22 protein-coding genes and 4 tRNA genes are annotated in these 20,773 nt (G+C 72.5%); 9 read left to right on the top strand and 17 right to left on the bottom strand.

The annotated features are described in order from the left end of the window. Positions 1–11: 11 nt before the first annotated feature. Positions 12–1,136, top strand: coding sequence for a N(5)-(carboxyethyl)ornithine synthase (locus H0S66_RS16525; protein WP_258016959.1), 1,125 nt, complete (start codon positions 12–14; stop codon positions 1,134–1,136). 3 nt (positions 1,137–1,139) lie between these two features. Here H0S66_RS16525 and H0S66_RS16520 read toward each other — a convergent pair whose 3' ends face one another. The 8 genes from H0S66_RS16520 to H0S66_RS16485 form a co-directional block, all read right to left on the bottom strand. Further along, positions 1,140–1,679 carry an HIT family protein gene (locus H0S66_RS16520; RefSeq protein WP_258016958.1) on the bottom strand — a complete coding sequence of 180 codons (540 nt, stop codon included), beginning with the start codon at positions 1,677–1,679 and terminating at the stop codon, positions 1,140–1,142. Between the two features lie 23 nt (positions 1,680–1,702). Further along, complete coding sequence (locus H0S66_RS16515) at positions 1,703–2,317, bottom strand: antibiotic biosynthesis monooxygenase (RefSeq protein ID WP_179616340.1); 615 nt, start codon at positions 2,315–2,317, stop codon at positions 1,703–1,705. Between the two features lie 121 nt (positions 2,318–2,438). Continuing rightward, positions 2,439–3,161: a TetR/AcrR family transcriptional regulator gene (locus tag H0S66_RS16510; RefSeq protein WP_179616339.1), complete on the bottom strand. Its 723-nt coding sequence runs from the start codon at positions 3,159–3,161 to the stop codon at positions 2,439–2,441. Further along, complete coding sequence (locus H0S66_RS16505) at positions 3,065–4,831, bottom strand: FAD-dependent oxidoreductase (protein WP_179616338.1); 1,767 nt, start codon at positions 4,829–4,831, stop codon at positions 3,065–3,067. Before H0S66_RS16505 ends, H0S66_RS16510 begins: the two co-directional genes overlap by 97 nt. A 12-nt stretch (positions 4,832–4,843) precedes the next feature. Then, positions 4,844–5,821 carry an AurF N-oxygenase family protein gene (locus H0S66_RS16500; RefSeq protein ID WP_179616337.1) on the bottom strand — a complete coding sequence of 326 codons (978 nt, stop codon included), beginning with the start codon at positions 5,819–5,821 and terminating at the stop codon, positions 4,844–4,846. A gap of 79 nt (positions 5,822–5,900) precedes the next feature. Then, positions 5,901–6,893: a glycoside hydrolase family 25 domain-containing protein gene (locus tag H0S66_RS16495; RefSeq protein WP_258016957.1), complete on the bottom strand. Its 993-nt coding sequence runs from the start codon at positions 6,891–6,893 to the stop codon at positions 5,901–5,903. 4 nt (positions 6,894–6,897) lie between these two features. Further along, a complete protein-coding gene (gene thrS / locus H0S66_RS16490) occupies positions 6,898–8,889 on the bottom strand; it encodes a threonine--tRNA ligase (protein WP_179616336.1) in 1,992 nt (663 codons plus the stop codon). Positions 8,890–9,016: 127 nt separating this feature from the next. Continuing rightward, on the bottom strand, positions 9,017–9,796 hold the full coding sequence (locus H0S66_RS16485; protein WP_179616335.1) for an alpha/beta fold hydrolase: 780 nt from the start codon (positions 9,794–9,796) through the stop codon (positions 9,017–9,019). Positions 9,797–9,911: 115 nt separating this feature from the next. Here H0S66_RS16485 and H0S66_RS16480 point away from each other — a divergent pair, with 115 nt between their 5' ends. Next, positions 9,912–10,706 carry a class I SAM-dependent methyltransferase gene (locus H0S66_RS16480; RefSeq protein ID WP_218876355.1) on the top strand — a complete coding sequence of 265 codons (795 nt, stop codon included), beginning with the start codon at positions 9,912–9,914 and terminating at the stop codon, positions 10,704–10,706. 36 nt (positions 10,707–10,742) lie between these two features. Here the strand turns inward: H0S66_RS16480 and H0S66_RS16475 are convergent, their stop codons facing one another. The 5 genes from H0S66_RS16475 to H0S66_RS16455 form a co-directional block, all read right to left on the bottom strand. After that, the gene (locus H0S66_RS16475; protein ID WP_179616334.1) at positions 10,743–11,648 is read right to left on the bottom strand and encodes an SPFH domain-containing protein; all 906 of its coding nucleotides are present in this window, start codon (positions 11,646–11,648) and stop codon (positions 10,743–10,745) included. A 5-nt stretch (positions 11,649–11,653) separates the two neighbouring features. Next, a complete protein-coding gene (locus H0S66_RS16470) occupies positions 11,654–12,148 on the bottom strand; it encodes an NfeD family protein (RefSeq protein WP_246305171.1) in 495 nt (164 codons plus the stop codon). Between the two features lie 76 nt (positions 12,149–12,224). Then, on the bottom strand, positions 12,225–12,749 hold the full coding sequence (locus H0S66_RS16465) for a GNAT family N-acetyltransferase (RefSeq protein ID WP_218876354.1): 525 nt from the start codon (positions 12,747–12,749) through the stop codon (positions 12,225–12,227). A 110-nt stretch (positions 12,750–12,859) separates the two neighbouring features. Continuing rightward, positions 12,860–12,931, bottom strand: a tRNA-Val gene (locus H0S66_RS16460). A 53-nt stretch (positions 12,932–12,984) separates the two neighbouring features. Continuing rightward, complete coding sequence (locus H0S66_RS16455) at positions 12,985–13,833, bottom strand: aminotransferase class IV (RefSeq protein WP_179616333.1); 849 nt, start codon at positions 13,831–13,833, stop codon at positions 12,985–12,987. A 151-nt stretch (positions 13,834–13,984) separates the two neighbouring features. On the opposite strand from H0S66_RS16455, the gene H0S66_RS16450 reads away from it, so the two are divergent. From H0S66_RS16450 to H0S66_RS16430, 5 genes are all read left to right on the top strand, one after another. Then, positions 13,985–14,057: transfer RNA gene (locus H0S66_RS16450), tRNA-Gly, on the top strand. Positions 14,058–14,089: 32 nt separating this feature from the next. Next, positions 14,090–14,160 (top strand) — tRNA-Cys (locus H0S66_RS16445). Between the two features lies 1 nt (position 14,161). Next, a tRNA-Val gene (locus tag H0S66_RS16440) sits at positions 14,162–14,236 on the top strand. Between the two features lie 160 nt (positions 14,237–14,396). Continuing rightward, complete coding sequence (locus H0S66_RS16435; protein WP_179616332.1) at positions 14,397–14,801, top strand: hypothetical protein; 405 nt, start codon at positions 14,397–14,399, stop codon at positions 14,799–14,801. A gap of 311 nt (positions 14,802–15,112) precedes the next feature. Further along, complete coding sequence (locus H0S66_RS16430; RefSeq protein ID WP_179616331.1) at positions 15,113–15,445, top strand: cupin domain-containing protein; 333 nt, start codon at positions 15,113–15,115, stop codon at positions 15,443–15,445. A gap of 23 nt (positions 15,446–15,468) precedes the next feature. Here H0S66_RS16430 and H0S66_RS16425 read toward each other — a convergent pair whose 3' ends face one another. After that, positions 15,469–16,782 carry an HNH endonuclease signature motif containing protein gene (locus H0S66_RS16425; RefSeq protein ID WP_179616330.1) on the bottom strand — a complete coding sequence of 438 codons (1,314 nt, stop codon included), beginning with the start codon at positions 16,780–16,782 and terminating at the stop codon, positions 15,469–15,471. A gap of 523 nt (positions 16,783–17,305) precedes the next feature. Here H0S66_RS16425 and H0S66_RS16420 point away from each other — a divergent pair. Further along, positions 17,306–17,716, top strand: coding sequence for a hypothetical protein (locus H0S66_RS16420; RefSeq protein WP_179616329.1), 411 nt, complete (start codon positions 17,306–17,308; stop codon positions 17,714–17,716). A 3-nt stretch (positions 17,717–17,719) separates the two neighbouring features. Here H0S66_RS16420 and H0S66_RS16415 read toward each other — a convergent pair whose 3' ends face one another. Then, positions 17,720–18,022: a hypothetical protein gene (locus H0S66_RS16415; protein WP_179616328.1), complete on the bottom strand. Its 303-nt coding sequence runs from the start codon at positions 18,020–18,022 to the stop codon at positions 17,720–17,722. A 138-nt stretch (positions 18,023–18,160) separates the two neighbouring features. On the opposite strand from H0S66_RS16415, the gene H0S66_RS16410 reads away from it, so the two are divergent. Next, positions 18,161–18,655 carry a hypothetical protein gene (locus tag H0S66_RS16410; protein ID WP_179616327.1) on the top strand — a complete coding sequence of 165 codons (495 nt, stop codon included), beginning with the start codon at positions 18,161–18,163 and terminating at the stop codon, positions 18,653–18,655. A 4-nt stretch (positions 18,656–18,659) separates the two neighbouring features. Here the strand turns inward: H0S66_RS16410 and H0S66_RS16405 are convergent, their stop codons facing one another. Next, positions 18,660–19,760 (bottom strand): potassium channel family protein, encoded by a 1,101-nt coding sequence (locus H0S66_RS16405; RefSeq protein ID WP_179616326.1) that lies wholly within the window; start codon positions 19,758–19,760, stop codon positions 18,660–18,662. Between the two features lie 10 nt (positions 19,761–19,770). Further along, positions 19,771–20,763, bottom strand: a complete 993-nt coding sequence (locus H0S66_RS16400; RefSeq protein WP_179616325.1) for a YihY/virulence factor BrkB family protein — start codon at positions 20,761–20,763, stop codon at positions 19,771–19,773. Positions 20,764–20,773: the final 10 nt, after the last annotated feature.

Below are 20,773 nucleotides of genomic sequence, written 5' to 3'. Positions count from 1 at the left end.
CGCTCGGCGTCGTGGCCGGTTCGGCCAAGGAGAACGAGCTCCGCCTGCCCCTGCACCCGATGCTCATCGCCGGGCTCGACGCAGACCTGCGCGAGCGCATCACGCTGGAGACCGGGTACGGCGAGCGCTTCGGCGTCCCCGACACCGAGCTCGTCGACCTCGTGGCCGCCCTGGCACCTCGGGCGGAGATCCTGGCCACGTCCGACGTGGTGCTGCTGCCCAAGCCGCAGATCGCCGACGTGCGCGCGCTGCGCCCCGGAGGCGTGCTGTGGGGCTGGCCCCACTGCGTGCAGGACCCGGAGCTGACGCAGGTGGCCATCGACCGCGGCCTCACCCTCATCGCCTTCGAGGCCATGAACCACTGGACCCGCACCGGGGGCGTGGGGCTGCACGTCTTCCACAAGAACAACGAGCTCGCGGGCTACTGCTCCGTGGTCCACGCCCTCCGGCTGGTCGGGCGCACCGGCCTCTACGGACGCCGCCTGTCGGCCACGGTCATCGGCTTCGGGGCGACCGCCCGGGGCGCGGTCACCGCCCTGAACGCGCTCGGGGTGCACGACGTGACGGTGCTGACGAGCCGGGACGTCGCAGCGGTGGGGTCCCCGATCCACTCCGTCCAGATCCGTCACCTCGACCCGGACGGTCAGGACCCGTCGTTGGGCGTGATCACCGAGAGGGGTCGCGAACCGCTGGCGGACTTCCTGGCCGAGCGGGACATCACGGTCAACTGCACCCTGCAGGACCCCGCAGCGCCGTGGATGTACCTGACGGAGTCGGACCTGGGCGCCTTCCGCCGCGGCAGCGTCGTCGTCGACGTCTCCTGCGACGAGGGCATGGGGTTCGACTGGGCGCGGCCGACGAGCTTCGAGTCGCCCACGTTCGAGGTCGGCGACCACGTCACCTACTACGCGGTCGACCACAGCCCGTCCTACCTGTGGGAGTCGGCGACCTGGGAGAACAGCCAGGCGCTCACCCCGTTCCTGCGCACGGTGCTCTCGGGGCCCGACGGGTGGGACGCGGACGAGACCATCTCGCGAGCCATCGAGATCCGGGACGGCCAGGTGGTGAACCCGGCCATCCTCGCCTTCCAGGACCGCTCCCCGGCCCACCCGCACCGGGTGCTCGCGACCGCCTGAGGGTCAGGCCCAGGCCTGCGCCAGCAGGTCACGGGTCTGGCCCAGCAGCTCGGGCAGCGTCTTGGTGCGCCCGATGATCGGCATGAAGTTCTGGTCCCCGGGCCAGCGCGGTACGACGTGCTGGTGCAGGTGGGCGGCGATGCCGGCGCCCGCGACGTGGCCCTGGTTCATCCCGATGTTGAAGCCGCCGGCGCCCGACGTGGCACGCACGGTGCGCATCGCCGCGCGCGTCAGGTCGGCGATCTCGGCGGCCTCCTCGTCGGTGGTCTCGGTGTAGTCGGCGATGTGGCGGTAGGGGCAGACCATGAGGTGCCCGGGCGCGTAGGGGTAGAGGTTGAGCAGCACGAACGCCAGCTCGCCGCGCCGGACCACCAGGCCCTCGGCGTCGTCGAGACGTGGCACCCGGCAGAAGGGGCACTCCCCCGACGAGCCGTCGGCCGGCTTGTTCTCGCCACGGATGTAGGCCATCCGGTGCGGGGTCCACAGCCGGTCGAGGTCGTCGGGGTGGCCGATGCCGTCCTGGCGCAGGGTCTCGTCAGTCACCCACCGATCCTAGGAGCGTCGCCTCAGACCAGCTCGGGGACCCGCAGGTGGGCGATCTCCAGGCTCATCTCGGCCAGGTCGAGGATCTCGGTGTCGAGGTGGATCACGGCGTGCTCACGCAGCCGGGCGGCGTCCTCCCGGGTCTCCAGCATCGACTCGCGGGAGTCGAAGGCGACGGTGCCGCAGGCCCGCCGGGACTCCTCGTGGGTCATCAGGCTCGCGCCGGCGAACCCCGGCATCGCCTCGATGCGCGGCAGCATCTGCTCCTTCCAGGCACCGACCAGCATGTCGAGGTCGCCGGGGCGGGCCCAGGTGATGCGGCACCAGGCCCCCGGCGCGGTGGGGTGGTCGCGGTGCATCACCGCCACCTCCCACTCCTCCACGTGCGGGCTGCCGCCGAGGATCTTGCCGCCCTCGGCACGCATCGGGCCCAGCGCCTGGTCGCTGGCGTGCAGGGCCTCGAGGTCGCGCCACGAGCTGGTGGCGATGATCCTGCCCAGGTCGCGGTCGGCGACCAGGGACATCCCGACGCAGCCGTCCATCCCGGTCAGCATCGGCATCACCTCGTCGCGGACGAACTCGACGGTGGCGTCGACGGCCCCCGGGTCTCCGGTGATGGTCGTGGATCGTGCGTGCATGACGTGCTCCCTCCTCCGCGAGCGCGCCCCAGCGGCACGGCCGCTCCCCTCCGACTCTCCTCCCGGGCACCGGGGGCGGCAAGGGTCGCGGGATGCCCTCTTCTGGGGACCTCGCGGGGGGTCAGCCCCGGCGCGCCGCCCGCGGCTGTGCGAGCAGCGCCTGGATCTCCTGGTCGTGCTCGAGGTGCACCCCGAGCATGCGCGCGTGCCCCTTGACCAGGTACCAGACCGAGTCGGTGACCAGGGAGACCATGAGCTCGGCCGACGGCTCCCGCTCCTCGCGCGCCATCCAGCGACGTACGGCGCTGAAGACCGCGCCGACGAGACCGAAGACCAGCGGGTCGACCGCGGGCCGGACCTCCTCGTCGAGCTCGACGTCGAGCAGCTCGAGCGCGGTGGTGATCAGCTCGGAGACCGCCAGCGCGATCCGCTCGATGCCGTGGGTCAGGGGGCCCGGGCCGTTGGTCGAGGAGTCCTGCTCGGCCAGGCGGTGCAGCGCGGGGTGGGCGACCGCCCAGCTGACGTACGTCGCCACGATCCGCTCGACGATCTGCGGGATGGTGCCCTCGAGGGTCACCTCGGGCAGCAGCTGGGCGTAGAGCGCGTCGACGATCTCGGCCTGCACGGCCCGGTCGAGGTCGGCGCGGTCGGCGAAGTGGCGGTAGACCACGGTGCGGCTCAGCCCCGCCTCGTCGGCGATCTGCTGCACGTGCACCTCGGCGCCCGGCTCACCGGCCTCGACGACGCTCAGCGCTGCGTCGAGGATGCGCTGGCGGCGCTCCTGGTTGTGCCGGTCCCAGCGGGCCTGGCGGCCGTCGGGGCGCGACGTCGGGTCGTCCGCCATCGTGCCCCCCTCTCGCCGTCGCCCGCCTTCCGGGCCGGAGCGTACCCGTCGGCACCGCGGGCCTCGAGGGCGACGCGCAGCAGCTCCTCGCGCTCGACGATCTTGGCGCGCACCCTCCCGGTCGCGGCACCGCGGCGCCGCTCCTCGGCGTCGATGGCGCGCCAGTCGTCCCGGTCGAGCTCGACCACCCCGCGCGCGGCGAGCAGGGCGGACAGGCCGTCGGGCCCCTCGGCGTCGACGGCGGGCGGGGGGACGAGCCCGGCGTCGAGGTCGTCGAGCAGCGACGCGACGGTCTCGGCCGAGCAAGTCTTGTTGGTGCCGATGAAGCCGGAGGGACCGCGCTTGAGCCAGCCGGCGACGTAGGTGCCGGGGACGACCCGGCCGCCGTCGTGGGGCACGGTGCCGCTGGTCTCGTCGAACGGCAGGCCCGGCACCGGCTCGCAGCGGTAGCCGATCGAGCGCAGCACCAGCCCGGTCGCGACCACCTCGCTCTGCCCGGTCGGGCGCGCGTCGGCGTCGGTGCGCACCACCTCGAGGCCGGTGACCCGCTCCTCGCCAAGCAGCCGCACGGGGGCGGCGCAGAAGCGCAGCACGACGGTGCGCAGCGACGGGTCGGGCTCCCGCGCGGCCAGGCGCGCGAGCACCTCGGCCCGCCGGTCGTCGCCCAGCCCGGCTCCCCCGTCGTCGACCACGACGTTCAGGCGGCCCGCCTCGGCCAGCGCGGCCAGGCCCAGCAGCTCGGGCAGGGTGTACGCCGCGTGGGCGGCGCTGCGGCGGCCCAGCACCACGACCTCGCGCACCGCGCTGCCGGCCAGCGCGGCCCAGGCCAGACCGGCGACGTCGGTGGTGCGCAGCACGTCGGGGTCGGTGGTGAGCACCCGGGCCACGTCGAGGGCAACGTTGCCGTTGCCGACGACGACCGCGCGGGCGCCCGTGGCCGACAGGTCGACGGCGTGGTCCTGGTGGTCGGGGTGCCCGTTGTACCAACCCACGAGCTCGGTCGCCGAGAGCGAGCCCGGCAGCTGCTCCCCCGGCAGGCCCAGGGACCGGTCGGTCGCCGCCCCGACGCTCCACACCACGGCGTCGTAGCGCTCCTGCAGCTCGGCCGCGCTCACGTCGCGCCCGACGTCGACGCCCAGGCGGTAGCGGAAGCCCCGCTCGGTCTCGATCTGCGCGAACAGCTGCTGGGCCCGCTTGGTGTCCTGGTGGTCCGGCGCCACGCCGGCGCGCACCAGGCCGTACGGCGTCGGCAGCCGCTCGAGCACGTCGACGCTGACTTCGGGGTGCTTGAGCAGCTCGTCGGCGGCGTACAGACCGGCGGGGCCGGCCCCGACCACCGCGACCCGCACGGGGCGCGGCTGGCGCAGGCGTCGCTGCGGCGGCACCACCGCCACGGGGGTGCGGTCGGGGTGCGGGAAGACGTCGAAGTAGCCGGCGTTGATGTCGAGGTAGGCCAGCTCGTCGTCACCGAGCGCGGTGTGCGGCTTGATCGCGTCGACCGGGCAGGCCGTGGCGCACGCTCCGCAGTCGACACACCCGTCGGGGTCGACGTACAGCATCTCGGCGGTCGCGAAGCCGGGCTCCCCCGGCGCCGGGTGGATGCAGTTGACCGGGCACGCCACCACGCACGAGGCGTCGGCGCAGCAGGAGCGGGTGACGACGTAGGGCACGGTGCTCCCCGTTCAGGCCGCGGCGGAGGCAGGCTCGCCGCGGAAGCGCGAGGGGCGGCCGTCGATGTCCATGCGCCGCCACAGCCAGCGGGCGACCCGGTTGCGGCGCATCCCGGTCTCGTCGGCGAGCATCCGCACGTCGCCGAAGAGGTCGCGCAGGAACTTCTGCGACTCCGGGGAGTCCCAGTAGACCTCCGCGGCCACGTCGTCGGGGATCGCCAGCTCGCGGCGCACGCTGCGGCTCGGCACGAGGATCTCGTTGCACAGCCACTTCATCAGCACGGGCACCGCGACCGAGATGACCCCCCGCTCGACGCGGGAGAGGCGCTCGGCGTTGTGCTGGAGGTACTGGTGGGCGAAGCCGATGTGGCGGGCCTCCTCGGCGACGTGGATCTGCATGATGCGGCGCAGCAGCGGGTGCATGTCGTCGCCGGCGCGCAGCACCGACTTCTGCACGTGGTCGATCGGCTCCTCGCCGGCCAGCACCCCGAAGAAGAAGCCGAAGGGCACCCAGCGCGCGGCGAGCGGCAGGACGGGCGCCATCGCCCGGAAGAACCGGGAGCCGCCCCGCGCGTCCACGCCGGTGCGGTTCACGAACTCCTGGAACATCTGCGTGTGGTGGCACTCCTCGGTCGCCTCGTGGGTCGCGTAGCGGAACTCCGCGGAGCCGTTGGGGCGGCTGAAGGCGTAGTTCATCAGGCCGCTGATGAGGATCTGCTCGAACTGCAGGCCGACCTTGGTGATCCGGGCCTGGTGGTAGAGCCCGATCCGCACCTGGTGCTCCAGCGGCAGCGAGCGGTACCACTCGGTGCGCCCCATCACGTCGTGGCTGGGCAGCACCCAGCGGGGGTCCTCGGGGTCGACGGTGTTCTCGGGGGCGTCCCAGTCGATGTCGAGGAAGGCGTCGAAGTGCTGGTGGACCGAGGCCTCGGAGAGGGTGCGCAGCCGCTGCTCGTAGGTGGGGGTGGCGTCGCTTCGGAGAACGGTCATGCTCCGAGGTTAGTGAGACACCGTGTCGGTGTAAATAGTTAGCGCGACACGATGTCGCAGACGCCCCTCGGGGCGACCCTCAGAAGGCGTGGAACCAGGTCGGCGCCTCCGTGTCGGTGCCCGGGCAGGTCACGTTGAGGTCGCGGTCGTCCTCGACCCACTGGCCGATGGCCGCGCTGCCGCCCTGCACGACGTACGACGCCCCGCAGCGGCGCAGCGCCTCGGCGCGCGAGGTCGGCCCGGCGGCCCGCCACTCGGGCACGTCGCCCAGCGTCAGGTCGCCGACGGCCTGGCTCCACAGGTATGCGGTGGAGTAGATGCCGATCCGGTAGCCCTTCTCGACCAGGCCGTTGCGCAGGCCCTCGACGACGGCGGCGTTGGCGGCCAGGTCGTCGGTCCACTCCCAGTCGCGCACCGGCTCGACGTCGATCCAGATCAACGGCGCCGGGAGCCCGGCGTCGCGCATCGTGGTGATGTTGAAGAGCGCCTGCTGGTAGCCGACGTTGCGCTGGGCGGCGTACGGGTCGTCGGGGTCGTCGGTCGGGTAGGGCCCGCGCCCGCCGAGCTCCTCGAGGGTCTCGGCGTCGGGGTAGCTGGCCACCGCGTAGGCGCCGGCGAGCAGGCCGCGCTCGCGCACCCAGGCGACCTGGTCGGCCAGGCAGGGGTTGGGGAAGAAGGCCGGGCCGTTGGTCAGGCCCATCACCACGAAGCGGGCCGAGTCGAGCGGCATCGGCAGCCCCAGGGTGCGCCGCTCGGGGATGCCCTGGCCGCGCGGGCACTGCGGCCAGCTGATGTCGCCGCCCTCGACGGGGGCCCGCAGCCCGGGCGGGAGCTCGGCGGCCTTCTGCTCGGCCAGCGCAGCCAGGTCGGACATGGCGGCACGCTCGGCCTGCTCCTCGAGGTCGTCGGGGACGTCGGGGACCGTCAGCTCCTCGGCCGGCTGCGAGCGCTCGGGCCGCGCGTCGGGCGCCGGGTCGGCGGGCGGCTCGGCGACGCCGCCGCAGGCGGCGAGGACCAGCCCCAGGAGGAGTCCCGGGGCCAGACCCGCCGCGGTGCGGGGCGCGCGCCTCACCGGCTCAGACCTGCTCGCGCGACTCCACGGCGGCGCGCACCCGCTCGATGGCCTCCTCGAGCGGCACCCCGTTGTCCTGGCGGCCGTCGCGGTAGCGGAACGAGACGGCCCCGGCGGCGATGTCGTCGTCGCCGGCGATCATCATGAACGGCACCTTCTGCAGCTGCGCGTTGCGGATCTTCTTCTGCATCCGGTCGTCGGAGTCGTCGACCTCGACCCGCAGGCCCAGCGGCTTCATCCGCCTCGCCACGTCGTGCAGGTAGTCGGCGTGCCGCTCCGCGATCGGGATCGCCTGCACCTGCACCGGGGCCAGCCACGGAGGGAAGGCGCCGGCGTAGTGCTCGACGAGCACGCCCATGAACCGCTCGATGGAGCCGAACTTGGCGGAGTGGATCATCACCGGCTGCTGGCGGCTGCCGTCGGGGGCGACGTACTCGAGCGCGAACCGCTCGGCCGAGGGCTGGTTGAAGTCGTACTGGATCGTCGACATCTGCCAGGTGCGGCCGATGGCGTCGCGCGCCTGCACCGAGACCTTGGGGCCGTAGTACGCCGCGCCGCCCGGGTCGGGGACCAGCTCGAGGCCGGTGCCGACGCAGACGTCCTCGAGCACCTTGGTCGCGACCTCCCAGTCCTCGTCGGAGCCGATGAACTTGTCCTTCGAGGCGTCGCGGGTCGACAGCTCGAGGTAGAAGTCGTCGAGCCCGAAGTCGCGCAGCAGCCCGAGCACGAAGTCGAGCAGGTGGCGGATCTCGTCGGGCGCCTGCTCGGCGGTGACGTAGGAGTGCGAGTCGTCCTGGGCGAAGCCGCGCACCCGGGTCAGCCCGTGCACGACGCCGGACTTCTCGTGGCGGTAGACGCTGCCGAACTCGAAGAGCCGCAGCGGCAGCTCGCGGTAGGAGCGCTGCCGCGAGCGGTAGATGAGGTTGTGCATCGGGCAGTTCATCGCCTTGAGGCGGTAGTCCATGCCGTCGACGTCGAGCGCGGGGAACATCCCCTCGCCGTAGTAGGGCAGGTGCCCGGAGGTGTGGAAGAGCCCCTCCTTGGCGATGTGCGGGGTGCCGACGTACTCGAACCCCTCCTCGATGTGCCGGCGGCGGACGTAGTCCTCCATCTCCCGCTTGATCACCCCGCCCTTGGGGTGGAAGACGGGCAGGCCGGAGCCGATCTCGTCGGGGAAGCTGAAGAGGTCGAGGTCGCGCCCGAGCTTGCGGTGGTCGCGCCGCTCGGCCTCCTCGATGCGGTGCAGGTGCTCCTCGAGGGCCTCCTTGGACTCCCACGCGGTGCCGTAGATGCGCTGCAGCTGCTTGTTCTTCTCGTCGCCGCGCCAGTACGCCGCCGCGGAGCGCATCAGCTTGAAGGCCGGGATGCGCTTGGTGGTGGGCAGGTGGGGGCCGCGGCACAGGTCGGACCAGGCGGTCTCGCCCTTGCGGTCGAGGTTGTCGTAGATCGTCAGCTCGCCGGCGCCGACCTCGGCGGAGGCGCCCTCGGCGGCCTCCTCGGCGTTGCCCGAGCCCTTGAGCCCGATGAGCTCGACCTTGTAGGGCTCGTGGGCCAGCTCGGCGAGGGCGTCGGCGTCGGTGGTGACGCGACGCGAGAACTTCTGGCCCTCCTTGATGATCTTGCGCATCCGCGTCTCGATCTTGGCCAGGTCCTCGGGCACGAAGGGGGTCTCGACGTCGAAGTCGTAGTAGAACCCGTCGACGACCGGCGGGCCGATGCCGAGCCGGGCGTCGGGGAAGAGGTCCTGGACGGCCTGGGCCAGCACGTGCGCGGTCGAGTGGCGCAGCACGTCGCGGCCGTCGGGGCTGTCGATGAGCACGCCCTCGACCTCGTCGCCGTCGGACAGCTCGTGGGCCAGGTCCTTCAACTCACCGCCCACGCGGGCCACGATCACGGCCGGGTCGTCGGCGAAGAGCTCCCACGCCTTGGTGCCCGTCGTGACCTCCCGCACCTCACGCTCACCGGCGTGGACGAGGGTGATCTTGAGGTCGGACACGGGGTGCTCCGTTCGTGGTGGGGCCCGGGTGGGCTGACCGCGCGATCGTATCCAGCACGGGAGGCGATCGACGCATCGGTTTCTGCGACTCCCGGCGCGAGGGCGCGGGCGCGCTGGGCCGGGACCCTCAGGAGGTGCGGTCGAGGATCAGCCGGACCGCCTCGTCGGGCGCGTCCCACTGCGGGAAGTGCCCGCACTTCTCGAACCAGTGCAGCTCGGCGTCGGGGAAGGCACGGACGGCGCGCTCGGCCTGACGCGGCAGGGTGACCCGGTCGCGGCGGCCCCAGCCGATCGTGACCAGGCCGGGGACGGTCCCCGCGGGCGCGCCCTCCTGCTTGGGTCCCTTGGTGAGGGCGTCCAGGGCCGCGTCGGTCGACGGGGCGTCGGCCAGCCCCAGCACGTCGGGCAGCACGGTGTCGGCGTCCAACGCCCAGGGCCGCGCGGAGAGCTGCGCCAGGAAGGCGGTCCGGCCGACGCGGGTGGCGAGCAGGGAGGGCAGCGCCCCGCGCAGGGCGCGGACCAGGGCGATCGAGGGCCGCAGCGTGGCGCCGAAGAGCGCCAGCTCGCGATCGGTCCAGAAGCCGCCCGGGTCGAGGGCCACGGTGTCACCCCCGACGCCGCGGCGAGACAGCTCGAGCACGATCCGCGCGCCCATCGACTGTCCCGTCGTCGCGACCTCGCCGAGCCCCTGCTCCTCGATGAAGTCGGCGACGGCGTCGGCGAGCTTGGCGATGGACAGCGCGGCGAGGGGCGGGCTCTGGCCGAAGCCGGGCAGGTCCACCGCGATCACCTCGCGCTCGGCCGCCAACGCGTCGATGATCGGCTCCCACGAGCGCCAGCCCGCGCCGAGCCCGTGGACGAGGAGCAGCGGCGCGCCCGTGCCGCGTCGTACGTGGTGCAAGGTCATCTCGTCACGGTAGACGGCAGGTGGTGGGTGCTCGGAGACCTCGGTGGGCGCGCACCGGTCTCTCGACGCTGCGCGCCCGTTCCCAGCGGCCCTCGCCGGGACTACTGTCTCGAGGGTGGCCCCCGACGCCGACAGCACGTGGGTGGCCGACATGCCGGCCGCCTACGACCGGCACCTCGGCCCGGTCTTCTTCGCGCCGTACGGCGAGTACCTCGCCGCCGCGCTGGTGCCGCTCGCCCCGCGCCGGGTGCTCGAGCTCGCGGCCGGCACCGGTCGGGTGACCGGTGCGCTGGTCGCGGCGCTGCCCGGGGCAGAGGTCGTGGCCACCGACCTGAACCCCGCGATGGTGGCGCTCGGGGCGAGCCGGGTGCCGGGGGCCAGCTGGCAGCAGGCCGACGCGCTGTCGCTGCCCTTCGAGGACGGTCGCTTCGACGCGGTGGTCTGCTCCTTCGGCGTGATGTTCTTCCCGGACCGGGTCGGCGCCCTGGCCGAGGTGGTCCGCGTCCTCGTGCCCGGGGGCACCGCGCTGCTGACGACCTGGGACTCCGTCGAGACCCACCCCTTCGCCCACGCCGTCGTCACCGCCCTGGAGCGGGTCCTGGACGACCCGCCGACCTTCGTGGTGCGGGTGCCCCACGGCTACCACGACCCCGGTCAGATCGAGGCCGACGCGTGCGCAGCGGGGCTGCGGTCGGTGAGCGTCGAGCCGGTCGAGCTCAGCGGGACCGCTGGCTCGGCACGCGACGTCGCGCTGGGCGTGTGCACCGGCAGCCCCCTGCGGGTGGCGCTGGAGGAGCGCGGTGACCTGACCGGGTTGACCGACGAGGTCGCCGCGGTCACCGAGGAGCTGCTGGGCGCCGGTCCGGTGACCGCAACCATGCGCGCCTACCTGGTCACCGGCCGGCGATGAGCTGCCCAGCCCTCGACCCTGCCCTCGACCCGCCCCTCAGCCCGCCCGTCGGGTCTGGACCTGCTCGACACCGGGCTCGGGTCGGGGCTCGACCTCGCGCTGCTCCCGGGCGTGGTCGGCGGCGAAGGCGGAGGTGACGGTCTTGACCGCCTCGGTGAGCTCGCCCGGGATCACGAACCAGCCGTTGCCGTTCTCGGCGAGGCGGGGCAGCATCTCGAGGTACTTGTAGGCCAGCACCTGCGGGTCGGCCTGGTTCTCGTGCACGGCCCGGAAGACCCGCTCCAGGGCCTGCGCCTCGCCGTCGGCCTCGAGGATCTTGGCCTGCTGACGGCCCTCGGCGGTGAGGATCAGCGACTGGCGCTCGCCCTCGGCGTGCAGGATCAGCGCGCGCTTGTCGCGCTCGGCGCGCATCTGCTTCTCCATCGCCTCCTTGATGCCGCTCGGCGGGTCGATGGCCTTGATCTCCACCCGGTTGACGCGGATCCCCCAGCGCCCGGTGGCCTCGTCGAGCACCTCGCGCAGCCGCGAGTTGATGGTCTCGCGGGAGGTGAGCGTGCTCTCGAGGTCCATCGACCCGATCAGGTTGCGCAGCGTGGTGACCGTGAGGTGGTCGATGGCCTGCAGGTAGTCGGCCACCTCGTACGCCGCCGCCCGCGGGTCGGTGATCTGGTAGTAGAGGACCGTGTCGATGGCCACGACCAGGTTGTCCTCGGTGATCACCGGCTTGGGGTCGGAGGAGTAGACGTGCTCGCGCACGTCGAGCTTGGTGTTGACCCGGTCGACCATCGGGATGAGCAGGTTCAGACCCGGTTGCAGGGTCCGCTGGTAGCGGCCGAACCTCTCGATGTTGTAGCGCCGGGCCTGCGGGACGATGCGGATCGACGACGCCACCACGAAGGCGACGAGGGCGGCAAGGACGGCGATCGGGATCAGCAGGTCCATCGGTCTCACTCTTCTCTGTGCTCGGGTTCCGGCAGCGGCTCCGGCAGTGGGTCGGGCAGTGGGTCGCGCGGGTGCACGAGGGCGGTGGCGCCCTCGATCTGGAGGACGTCGACGCGGACCCCTGCCGGGATGACCAGGTCCTCGTCGTAGGCGCGCGCCGACCAGTCCTCCCCCGAGAGGTGCACCAGTCCCCCGGTCGCGCTGACCTCGCGGGTCACGTACGCCGACCGGCCCACCAGGGCGTCGCTGCCGTCACGGGTGGGCGGGGGCCGGGTCAGCTGCCGCTTGGCGACCGGGCGCAGCGCGACGAGCCCGACTCCGCCGGTGGCGGCGAAGGCCAGGAGCTGCAGGGGGAACGACGCCCCGAGCCCGGCCACGACGGCGGCGACGAGGGCCGAGCCCGCCAGGAGGCCGAAGACCAGCGTCAGCGTGGAGAACTCGGCCACGCCGAGGACTACCGCTGTCACCAGCCAGAACAACCACCACATGAGATCACCCATCCGTGAGTGATGTGGTGCCATCGTACGTCGGCGGCGTGAATCCGGCCCGCGTCGCGCGGCACCGGACCCACGCCTCTCAGCGCAGGTCCTTGGTCATGAACGTCGTCGGCGCGAGCACCCCGTCGGGGTCCGCGGCGTAGTCCGGCACGACCCCGACCCGGACCCACCCCCAGCGCTCGTAGACGCGCTCGGCGACGCTGCCGGTCTGGGTGTCGAGCAGCAACCGGGTCCGCCCCACGTGCCGGGCGTGCTGCTCCAGGGCGCCCATCAGCGCCGCGGCGTGCCCGGAGCCGCGGCTCCTGCGGTGCACCAGCAGCTTGGCCACCTCGGCACGGTGCCGGGCGTTGTCCTGCCCGGCGAGCGAGAGCTGCACGCACCCCTCGATGCGGCCCGCTCCCCCGCGAGCCACCCAGGTCCGGGTCGCGGGTGCGCACAGCGACGTACGCCACCAGTCGAGCGCCCGGTCGAGGGCGAGAGGACGCCCGAACCCGACGCTGGCCCCGCCGTCGACGCAGTCCCTCAGCACGTCGGCCAGCTCGTGGACCAGCGTGTCCTCGGGCCGCGCCGGCCCCTGGGCCAGGGGGAGCAGCTCGATTCCCACGGACGCATCATGCAGGTTCGGTGAGTCGCCGGCGAGTCCAGCGTGGTGGACGAGCAGGGCCACAGAACAGACGATCCCCTCCGACGAGGTCGGAGGGGATCGTGTTGAGGTGGGCGATACTGGGTTCGAACCAGTGACCTCTTCGGTGTGAACGAAGCGCGCTACCACTGCGCCAATCGCCCTTCTGCCCGACGGATCGCTCCGCCGGATGCACCCGGGGGTGCGGTCGCAGACTTTAGCGCATGCCGGGCGAGGCACTCACATCCGGGTCGAGCAGCTCCGGCTCGCGCCTGCGCCAGGTCGCCGCGGCCGCCAGCGTCAGCGGTCCCGGCGCGCCCAGGTCGCGCCCGTCCCAGTGGGAGACGGGCTGGACGTCGCGGGTCGTGGAGGCCAGGAAGACCTCCTCGGCCTCGGCGAGGACCTCGATCGGCTCGTCGACCTCGCGGGCGCCCACCCACTCGATGACCAGCGCCCGGGTGACACCGGCCAGGCAGCCGCTGGCCAGCGTGGGGGTGCGCAGCTCGCCGCCGACGGCGTAGAAGACGTTGGACCCGGTGCCCTCGCACAGGTGTCCGGCCAGGTTCGCGAAGACCGCCTCGTCGGCCCCGCGCCGCTTCGCCTCCGCGAGCGCCACCACGTTCTCGGCGTACGACGTCGTCTTGAGCCCGGCGAGCGCCCCCCGCTCGTTGCGGGGCCAGGGCACCGTGGCGACCCGGGCGGCCGGTGCGGCCTCCTCGAGGGGCACCAGGACGACCGCGACCGTGGGCTCGGCGTCGCCGCGGCCGGACCCGAGCGGTCCGGGGCCCCCGGTGACCGTGATGCGCAGGCGACCCAGCGGCAGCGGCTCGCCCTCCAGCACGGCCGCGATCCCCTGGCGCACCAGCGCGTCGTCGGGGGCCGGCAGCCCGAGCCCGAGAGCGCTCACCCGCAGGCGCGCCAGGTGGCGGTCGAGGGCGAAGGGCCGGCCGTCGACGACCTTGACGGCCTCGAACACCCCGTCCCCCACCGTGAAGCCGTGGTCGCTGACCTGCACCACCGGCTGGTGGGGGTCAGCGAGCTGATGTCCGTTCACCCAGGCGCGCACAAGAGCCACTGTAGGCGCCCCTGCAGGGAGCAGAAGCCCGCTCCACGGGCGTTGTTGGCCGGCTCGCCACGCCGCCGACACCCGGATTTGGCACGTCCTGGGGGTTGGGCTAATGTTCCTGTCGCAGCCCGGGGGAAACCCCAGGCGGCAAGCGGACGTAGCTCAGTTGGTAGAGCGCAACCTTGCCAAGGTTGAGGTCGCGAGTTCGAGCCTCGTCGTCCGCTCGGAGAGGTCTCTCTCTTGGTTAGACCTCCGTGGTGGAGTGGCCGAGAGGCGAGGCAACGGACTGCAAATCCGTCTACACGGGTTCAAATCCCGTCTCCACCTCGGGCGATTGGCGCAGCGGTAGCGCGCTTCCTTGACACGGAAGAGGTCACTGGTTCAAACCCAGTATCGCCCACCAGTTCCACACAGAGGCCGGTCTCCTTCGGGATGCCGGCCTTCTGCTTTTCCTGTGCCAGCTGACCCACACCCTCGAGGTCACATCAAGGCCACGCACGATCACGCCGGCGGTCCACTCAGCGAAAGCACGTCGTCGACCCCTCAGGCTTTACCGTACGTTTATGACGCGTAGCCGCATGGCCACCTTGGGGGCCTCACTCATCTTCACCACCTCCATCGTCGCCAGCACGAACGGCGTCGCGCAGGCTCATCACGCGAACTACTACGGCGACTCCGCACGCAGCGTGGCAAAGCACATCGGATGCAAGAAGTTCTCCGGCAACGGGGGCGGCGAGCTCAACAAGGACTCGGGCGTCTGTTGGCTCAAGGGCAAACGCGTCAACGTCATCACGTTCAAGGGCGCAGTGCAGCAGGGTGAGTGGAACGGTGCGGCCAAGGTGGCTCTGCCCAGTGATCACTGGTGGGCCAACGGCAAGGGAGCACTCGTCACAGCCAGGAACGGGAACAAGTCGGCGGCGCAAGTTGGCGCCAAGGCCCTGCCGGGCAAGCTGGTCAAGGCCTACTAGACGGTTCGAGGTCGCGCGCACCTCACCTTCAGGCAGGCAGCATCCCTGACCGCCTCCCCTCGTAGAGGTCAGCTGCGCCGAGGAGGGCGACGTCAGTGGACGAGGCACAGAAGGACGGTCTTCACAGCCTCCGTCCGAGCAGGTACAACGCTTCGGGACGGGCCCAGCACCCGGGATGATGGCGAGCCCCTGGCACCCCGGCTGGAGCAGTCCCTGACACGAGCTGGGTCTGCTGTTCCTGGACCTTGGTCCCGCCACCCGGTGCCCTCCGACCCGAGCCCCTCGAGGCGAGGCCGTCCGAGACTGGTGGCATGGAAGCCGTCTCCCTCGTCCGACTGGGCCACGAGCACCTCAGCAGAGCCGCCGGCGCGACCGCCGGACGCAGCAGCGTCACCGTCCACGGCGGTCAGGGCTACGCCCTGCACCAGACCCTCATCGCCCTCGCGGCCGGGCACGGGCTCGACGAGCACCGCCACACCGGCGAGGCCACCCTCCAGGTCGTGCACGGCACCGTCGACCTGGTGACCTCCGACGAGACGGTGCGGCTGCGCACGGGCGACCACGCCGTCGTCCCTGCTGCGGCGCACAGCGTCGCCGCCAGCGAGGACAGCGTCGTGCTGCTGACGACCACCGCCGGGCACTGAGACACCCCTACCACCGGCAGCGGTCAGCGGGTCTCGAGCTCGAGGGTGCCTTGGCGGGTGACGGCGTAGGTGTGTCCGTGCTGGTCGTGCCAGAGGTAGTCGCCGTGGTTGGTGCGGTGGTAGGTCCAGTGGCCGTGGGTCTTGTTGCGGTGGTGGTGCCTGCACAGGGGTGCCAGGTTGGCTGGGTGGGTCTGGCCGGGTGGGCCGCCTTCGTCCATGGGGATGTAGGCGGTGATGTGGTCGAGGTCGCAGCGGGTGGCGGGGGTGTCGCAGAAGGGGTGCACGCAGTGGGTGTCGCGGCGGGTGACCAGGTCGCGCATCCACCGGGGCGGGTCGTGGGCGTCGATGGCGTCGGTGCGGGCCATGTCGAGGACCGGCAGCACGGTGACCGAGGCCCCGGCCAGCCAGTCGCGGATCGTGGCGAGGGTGGCGGGGCCCAGCCCGAGCACCCGCCCGACCTGGGCGCTGTGGCCGGTGAGGTCGCCGGTGAGGTCGTCGGTGGTGATGTCGATGGCCAGCCGTACCCGGGGGCGGGGTGCGCCGAGGCCGTCGAGGACCTCGGCCAGGGCCCGGATCTGGCGTACGCCGAGGTCGCGCTGACTGTCGGGGTTTGCGTCGGGGTCTGCGGGTGGGGCGGTGGTGTCGGTGATCAGGTCGTGCAGGCGCTGCAGGGTCGGGGTGTCGCCGGTGATCGCGAGCCAGGACGTCCCGGCCCACTGGCGGCCCTCACCGGCGCGGTGGTGGCGCAGCGTGATGCCCCACTCGTGGACCCGGGCGTGCTCCTCGGCGTCGGTGAGGGTCTCGGGGTCGTACAGGGCGGCCGCCTCGGCGACCGCGCGGTCGATGCGGGTGGGGCCCACGGAGTCCACGAGGGGTGCCAGGACCGCATCGACGTGCGCGGCGGCCTCGACCGAGAGGCCTTGGGTGGCCTTCGCGACCCGACGCGCGCGCCACAGCGCGACGTCGAGGGACTCCACCCGGGCGTGGATCCTGGGCAGCCGGTGCCGCAGCTCGAGCGCCTCGCCCATCAGCGAGGTGGTCGCGGCCGGTGACATCCGCATCACCGCCGCCAACGGCTCGGCGGTGAACTCCGCCACCGCCGGGACCCCCTCGCCACCGATCCAGGCATCGCAGTCCCAGACCCGGTCCTGCTCGCCCCACGAGAGCCGCTGGGAGTCGTCGAGAGCGGGGTGCAGGTCGCACCAGCGCAGCACCAGCCGCAACCGGCGGCGCTCGGCGCGACGTACCTCGACCTCGGCCTCGCGGGCCACCTCGAGCAGCCGGTCAGCGTCGAGGTCGTCGACCTCGGAGAGCTGCTCGTGGCTGGGCTGGTCCATGACCCGATTTTACTCGAACAAATGTTCGACCACAAGGGCTTCTCCCTAACCGAGAGGGAGTTGTCAGAGGCGTACGGCGGGCCCTGGCTGCCCACAGGGTGGGCGCCGGCCCCGGTGCACGTTGGCGAGCCGCGAGGCCGTCTGGACAGCTCCCTGGATTTTGCCGTCGAGGTGGAGAACTCCCTGCGCGGGACGGCACCGACGGGTGAGGATCGGTGCCGACGCCGCCACCACAGTCCCCCCTGGTGGTAGCGGTCCGAGGCGCTCACCCGGCCGTCTCCGGCGCGTCCCCGCCGGAGACGGGTCAGCGCTCGTGGCCCGTCGGCCATCGAGGCCGACACAGCTGCACCGCGCCAGTCACATGCGTCACTTGAGTCACACCACGCACTACATTGCGGGGATGCCCAGGTCCACCGCGCTCCGCACCACCCTCGCCACCACCGCCGCCGCGGTGGCGCTCAGCCTCGCGCCGGCAGCACCGACCGCAATGGCGGCCCCCGCCCCGGCACTCCCAGGGACCGCAATGGCGACCTCGATGGCGACCTCGATGGCACCCGTCCGCGCCAAGGCGCGGCACGACCGCGGCTGGGCCGAGCTGACGACGTACCGGCGCGCGATCCTCGAGGGCTGCCGACCGCCGCGTGACGGCGCGTTCCGTCGCCTCGTGCTGCGCCTGCGCAACGCCCACGACAAGCGGCTGCGGCGCGCCGAGGTCACCTTCAAGGACCGGGCCTACTCGCTGCCCTGGAGCGGCGACAGCCGCACCCCGTGGGTGCGCGCCGGCCGAGCCGCCCCGCTCGCGCACGTCTCGACCACCGGCCGACTGGTCACCCAGCGGTTCCGGGTCCGCCTGCGCACCCGCCACGACGTGAGCCCCGCGCGCTCGCTGCGCTGGAGCGACGTGCCGACGTGCCGGCGCGGCCGGCGCCACTGAGGCTCACAACGGGGTGAGGCTCGAGCCCGGGAGCCACTCCTGCACCAGGCCCCACGAGCCCGGCCGCACCCGGGCCGCGTAGACGACCAGGCCCTGCCAGCCGTCGGGGCTCTGCCGCCACTCCAGCAGCAGCCCGGGCCGCTTCTCGCCCTCCTCGTCGAGCGGGTCGCCCACCCAGCAGTGCCGCGCCGGGCAGGGCGAGGTCGGCGTACGCCGCGCGGGGGCGGCCGCGGGAGCGGCGCGGTCGCTGCGTCGGCGCTCCCCGAGCGGCACCCCGCTCCCCCGCTTGTTCATCCCGCCGGCCATCCCCCGATCCTCCCACAAGATCGAACGTGCGTTCGACCCTCGGGGCGGTCCGTGGACCGCGCGACCGGTCCGATACCGTCGGTGGCGTCCTGCCCCGAGCCGACCGAGCCGACAGACCCGATCAGCGGAGGAACACCCGTGCCGAGCACACCCCACCCGACCCGTGCGGTCACCTGGCTGGCCCCCGTCGCGGTGGCGCTGCTGGTCGCGGCCGTGCTGGTCGTGCCGAGCCTGGCGACCTCCGACGACGCCCCCGACGACCGCACCCGGGAGATCGACCGGGTCGCCGCCGGCGGCAAGAGCTGGTCGACGATGAAGACCTACAAGCGCGCCAAGCTCCAGGCCTGCCGACCGGCGACGGCCGAGGGCTACTCCCACCTGCTGGTGCGGATGAACAACAAGCACCGCACCTCCGAGCGCCGCGTGGAGGTCTGGGTCAAGGACGCCTCGACCGCTCCCTTCTGGACGGCGGCGGCGCACAGCGGCTGGGCCGCGGCCGGCAAGCGCAAGGTGTTCGCCCGCTTCAGCAGCACCGGTGACCTGGCCAAGCAGAAGGTGCGGGTCAAGATGCGCACCCACCACGGCTCCAAGCGGTTCACCTACTTCTCCTGGGACCGCGTCCCCACCTGCTGAGGCCTCACTCCGCGTCGGTGGCGGCGTCCTCGTTGTGGGTGCCCGGGCGCGGTGCCCACGGCAGCTCCTTGGCCGGGCGCACGACGATCAGGCGGTCGCCGCGGGCCAGCTGGCTGACCACCGGGTCGAAGTAGCGGTAGACCTTCTCGTCGCGCACGACCGAGATCACCTGGTCGGGCAGCGACTGCGGCTGGCGGCCGACCTCGCTGACGAGCAGCTCGCGCTCGGCCACCTCGAGCCCGTCGCCGTAGCTGAGCAGGTCCTCCATCACGGTGCCGAGCGTCGGGGAGACGCTGGAGAGGCCCAGCAGGCGCCCCACCGCGTCGGAGGAGGTGATCACCGAGTCGGCGCCGGACTGGCGCATCAGCGGGGAGTTCTCGTGCTCGCGGACCGCGGTGACGATGTAGGCGTCGGGGTTGAGCTGGCGCACCGTCAGGGTGGCCAGCACGTTGGAGTCGTCCCGGTCGGTGGTGATGATGACCTGCTCGGCGTCGGCGACGCCGGCGCGGCGCAGCACCCCGCGGCGCGTGGCGTCGCCCGAGACGACGGCCAGCCCGTCGGCGTGCGCGTCCTGCATCGCCACCTCGCTGGGGTCGACGACGACGATCGCCTCGCGCTGCAGACCGTTGTTGAGCAGGGTCTGCACCGCGCTGCGGCCCTTGGTGCCGTAGCCGATGACGACGACGTGGTGGTCCATCTTGTTCCTCCAACGGGCGACGCGGAACATCTCGCGGCCCTGCGATGCCAGCACCTCGATGGTCGTGCCGATCAGCAGGACCAGGAAGGCGATGCGGGCGGGGGTGATGACGAAGGCGTTGATCAGCCTCGCCGAGTCGGTGACCGGCGAGATGTCGCCGTAGCCGGTCGTGCTCAGGGTGACGGTCGTGTAGTAGATCGCGTCGATCAGGCTGATGCCGGGGTCGGGACCGGTGCCGTCGCGGTAGCCCTTGCGGTCGAGGTAGACCAGCAGGACGGTGCCCACGAGGATCGCGAGCGCCGCCAGGAGTCGTCGCGACAGCTCGAACCACGGCGAGCGGACCGGCTCGGGCAGGGAGATGGTCCCCCGCTCGCGGCCCTCGGTGGGGTCACGGGGCTGCTCGGTCACACGGGCGAACCTACTCGACGGGTTCCTCCAGCGGTGCGAGGCGGTCCCGCGACATGCGGGCCCGCAGCCGCTGGACCAGCTCGAGGCGGGCGCGCGTGGTCGCCGACTGCGGGAAGACGGTGTCGAAGGCGGCGTTGACGGCCGCGCCGATCAGCACCGCCAGCGCCAGCAGGTAGAGCCACAGCAGCACCGCGATCGGGGCCGCCAGCGGACCGTAGATCGAGCGCGACTCGGCCGCGGTGACGGTCAGCACCCAGCGCAGCAGGTACGAGCCGCCGATCCAGGCCAGCAGCGAGAAGGTGGCCCCGGGCAGGTTGAAGCTCCAGTTGGTCCGCACCGGCACCGAGAGGTGGTAGAGCGTGGCCAGGAAGCAGATGCACACCGCCACCACCACCGGCCAGTAGAAGGCCATCAGCACGTCGACGCGGTTGGGCAGCACCTGGCGCACCATGGTCGGCCCCGCCACCACCAGCGGCAGCGAGATGACGCCGGTGAGCATCGCCAGCACGTAGAGCACGAAGGACAGCGCCCGGGTCTTCACGATCCCCCGGTGCCCGCCCAGGCCGTGCATCACGGTGATGGTGTCGACGAAGACGTTGAGCGCCCGCGAGCCCGACCACAGCGCGAGCACGAAGCCGAGCGAGATGACGTCGAAGCGGCCGCCCTCCAGGACGTCGTCGATGGTCTTGGCGATGACGTCCTCGACGGCGCGCTCGGTGAGCAGCCGCGAGGAGACCTCGAGGATCGCCCGGCGCACGTCCTCGACCTGCGCGGGCGTGAACTGGTCGGAGACGTAGCCGACGCCGCCGGCCAGGGCGAAGATGAGGGGCGGCACCGAGAGCACCGCGAAGAAGGCCGCCTCCGCCGCCAGACCGGTGACCCGGTAGCGCAGGCAGGCGCCGGCGGTGGTGACCACCAGACGCCACACGAGGTGGGCGACCCGTCGTGCCCGGGCCTCGAGCGCCTCGCGCAGCTGGAAGGTCCCACCGGTCTGCGAGGCCATGCGCCTACGG

It is taken from the genome of Nocardioides marinisabuli, assembly GCF_013466785.1.
GTDB lineage: Bacteria > Actinomycetota > Actinomycetes > Propionibacteriales > Nocardioidaceae > Nocardioides > Nocardioides marinisabuli.
This window is presented reverse-complemented; position numbering and strand designations above follow the sequence as displayed.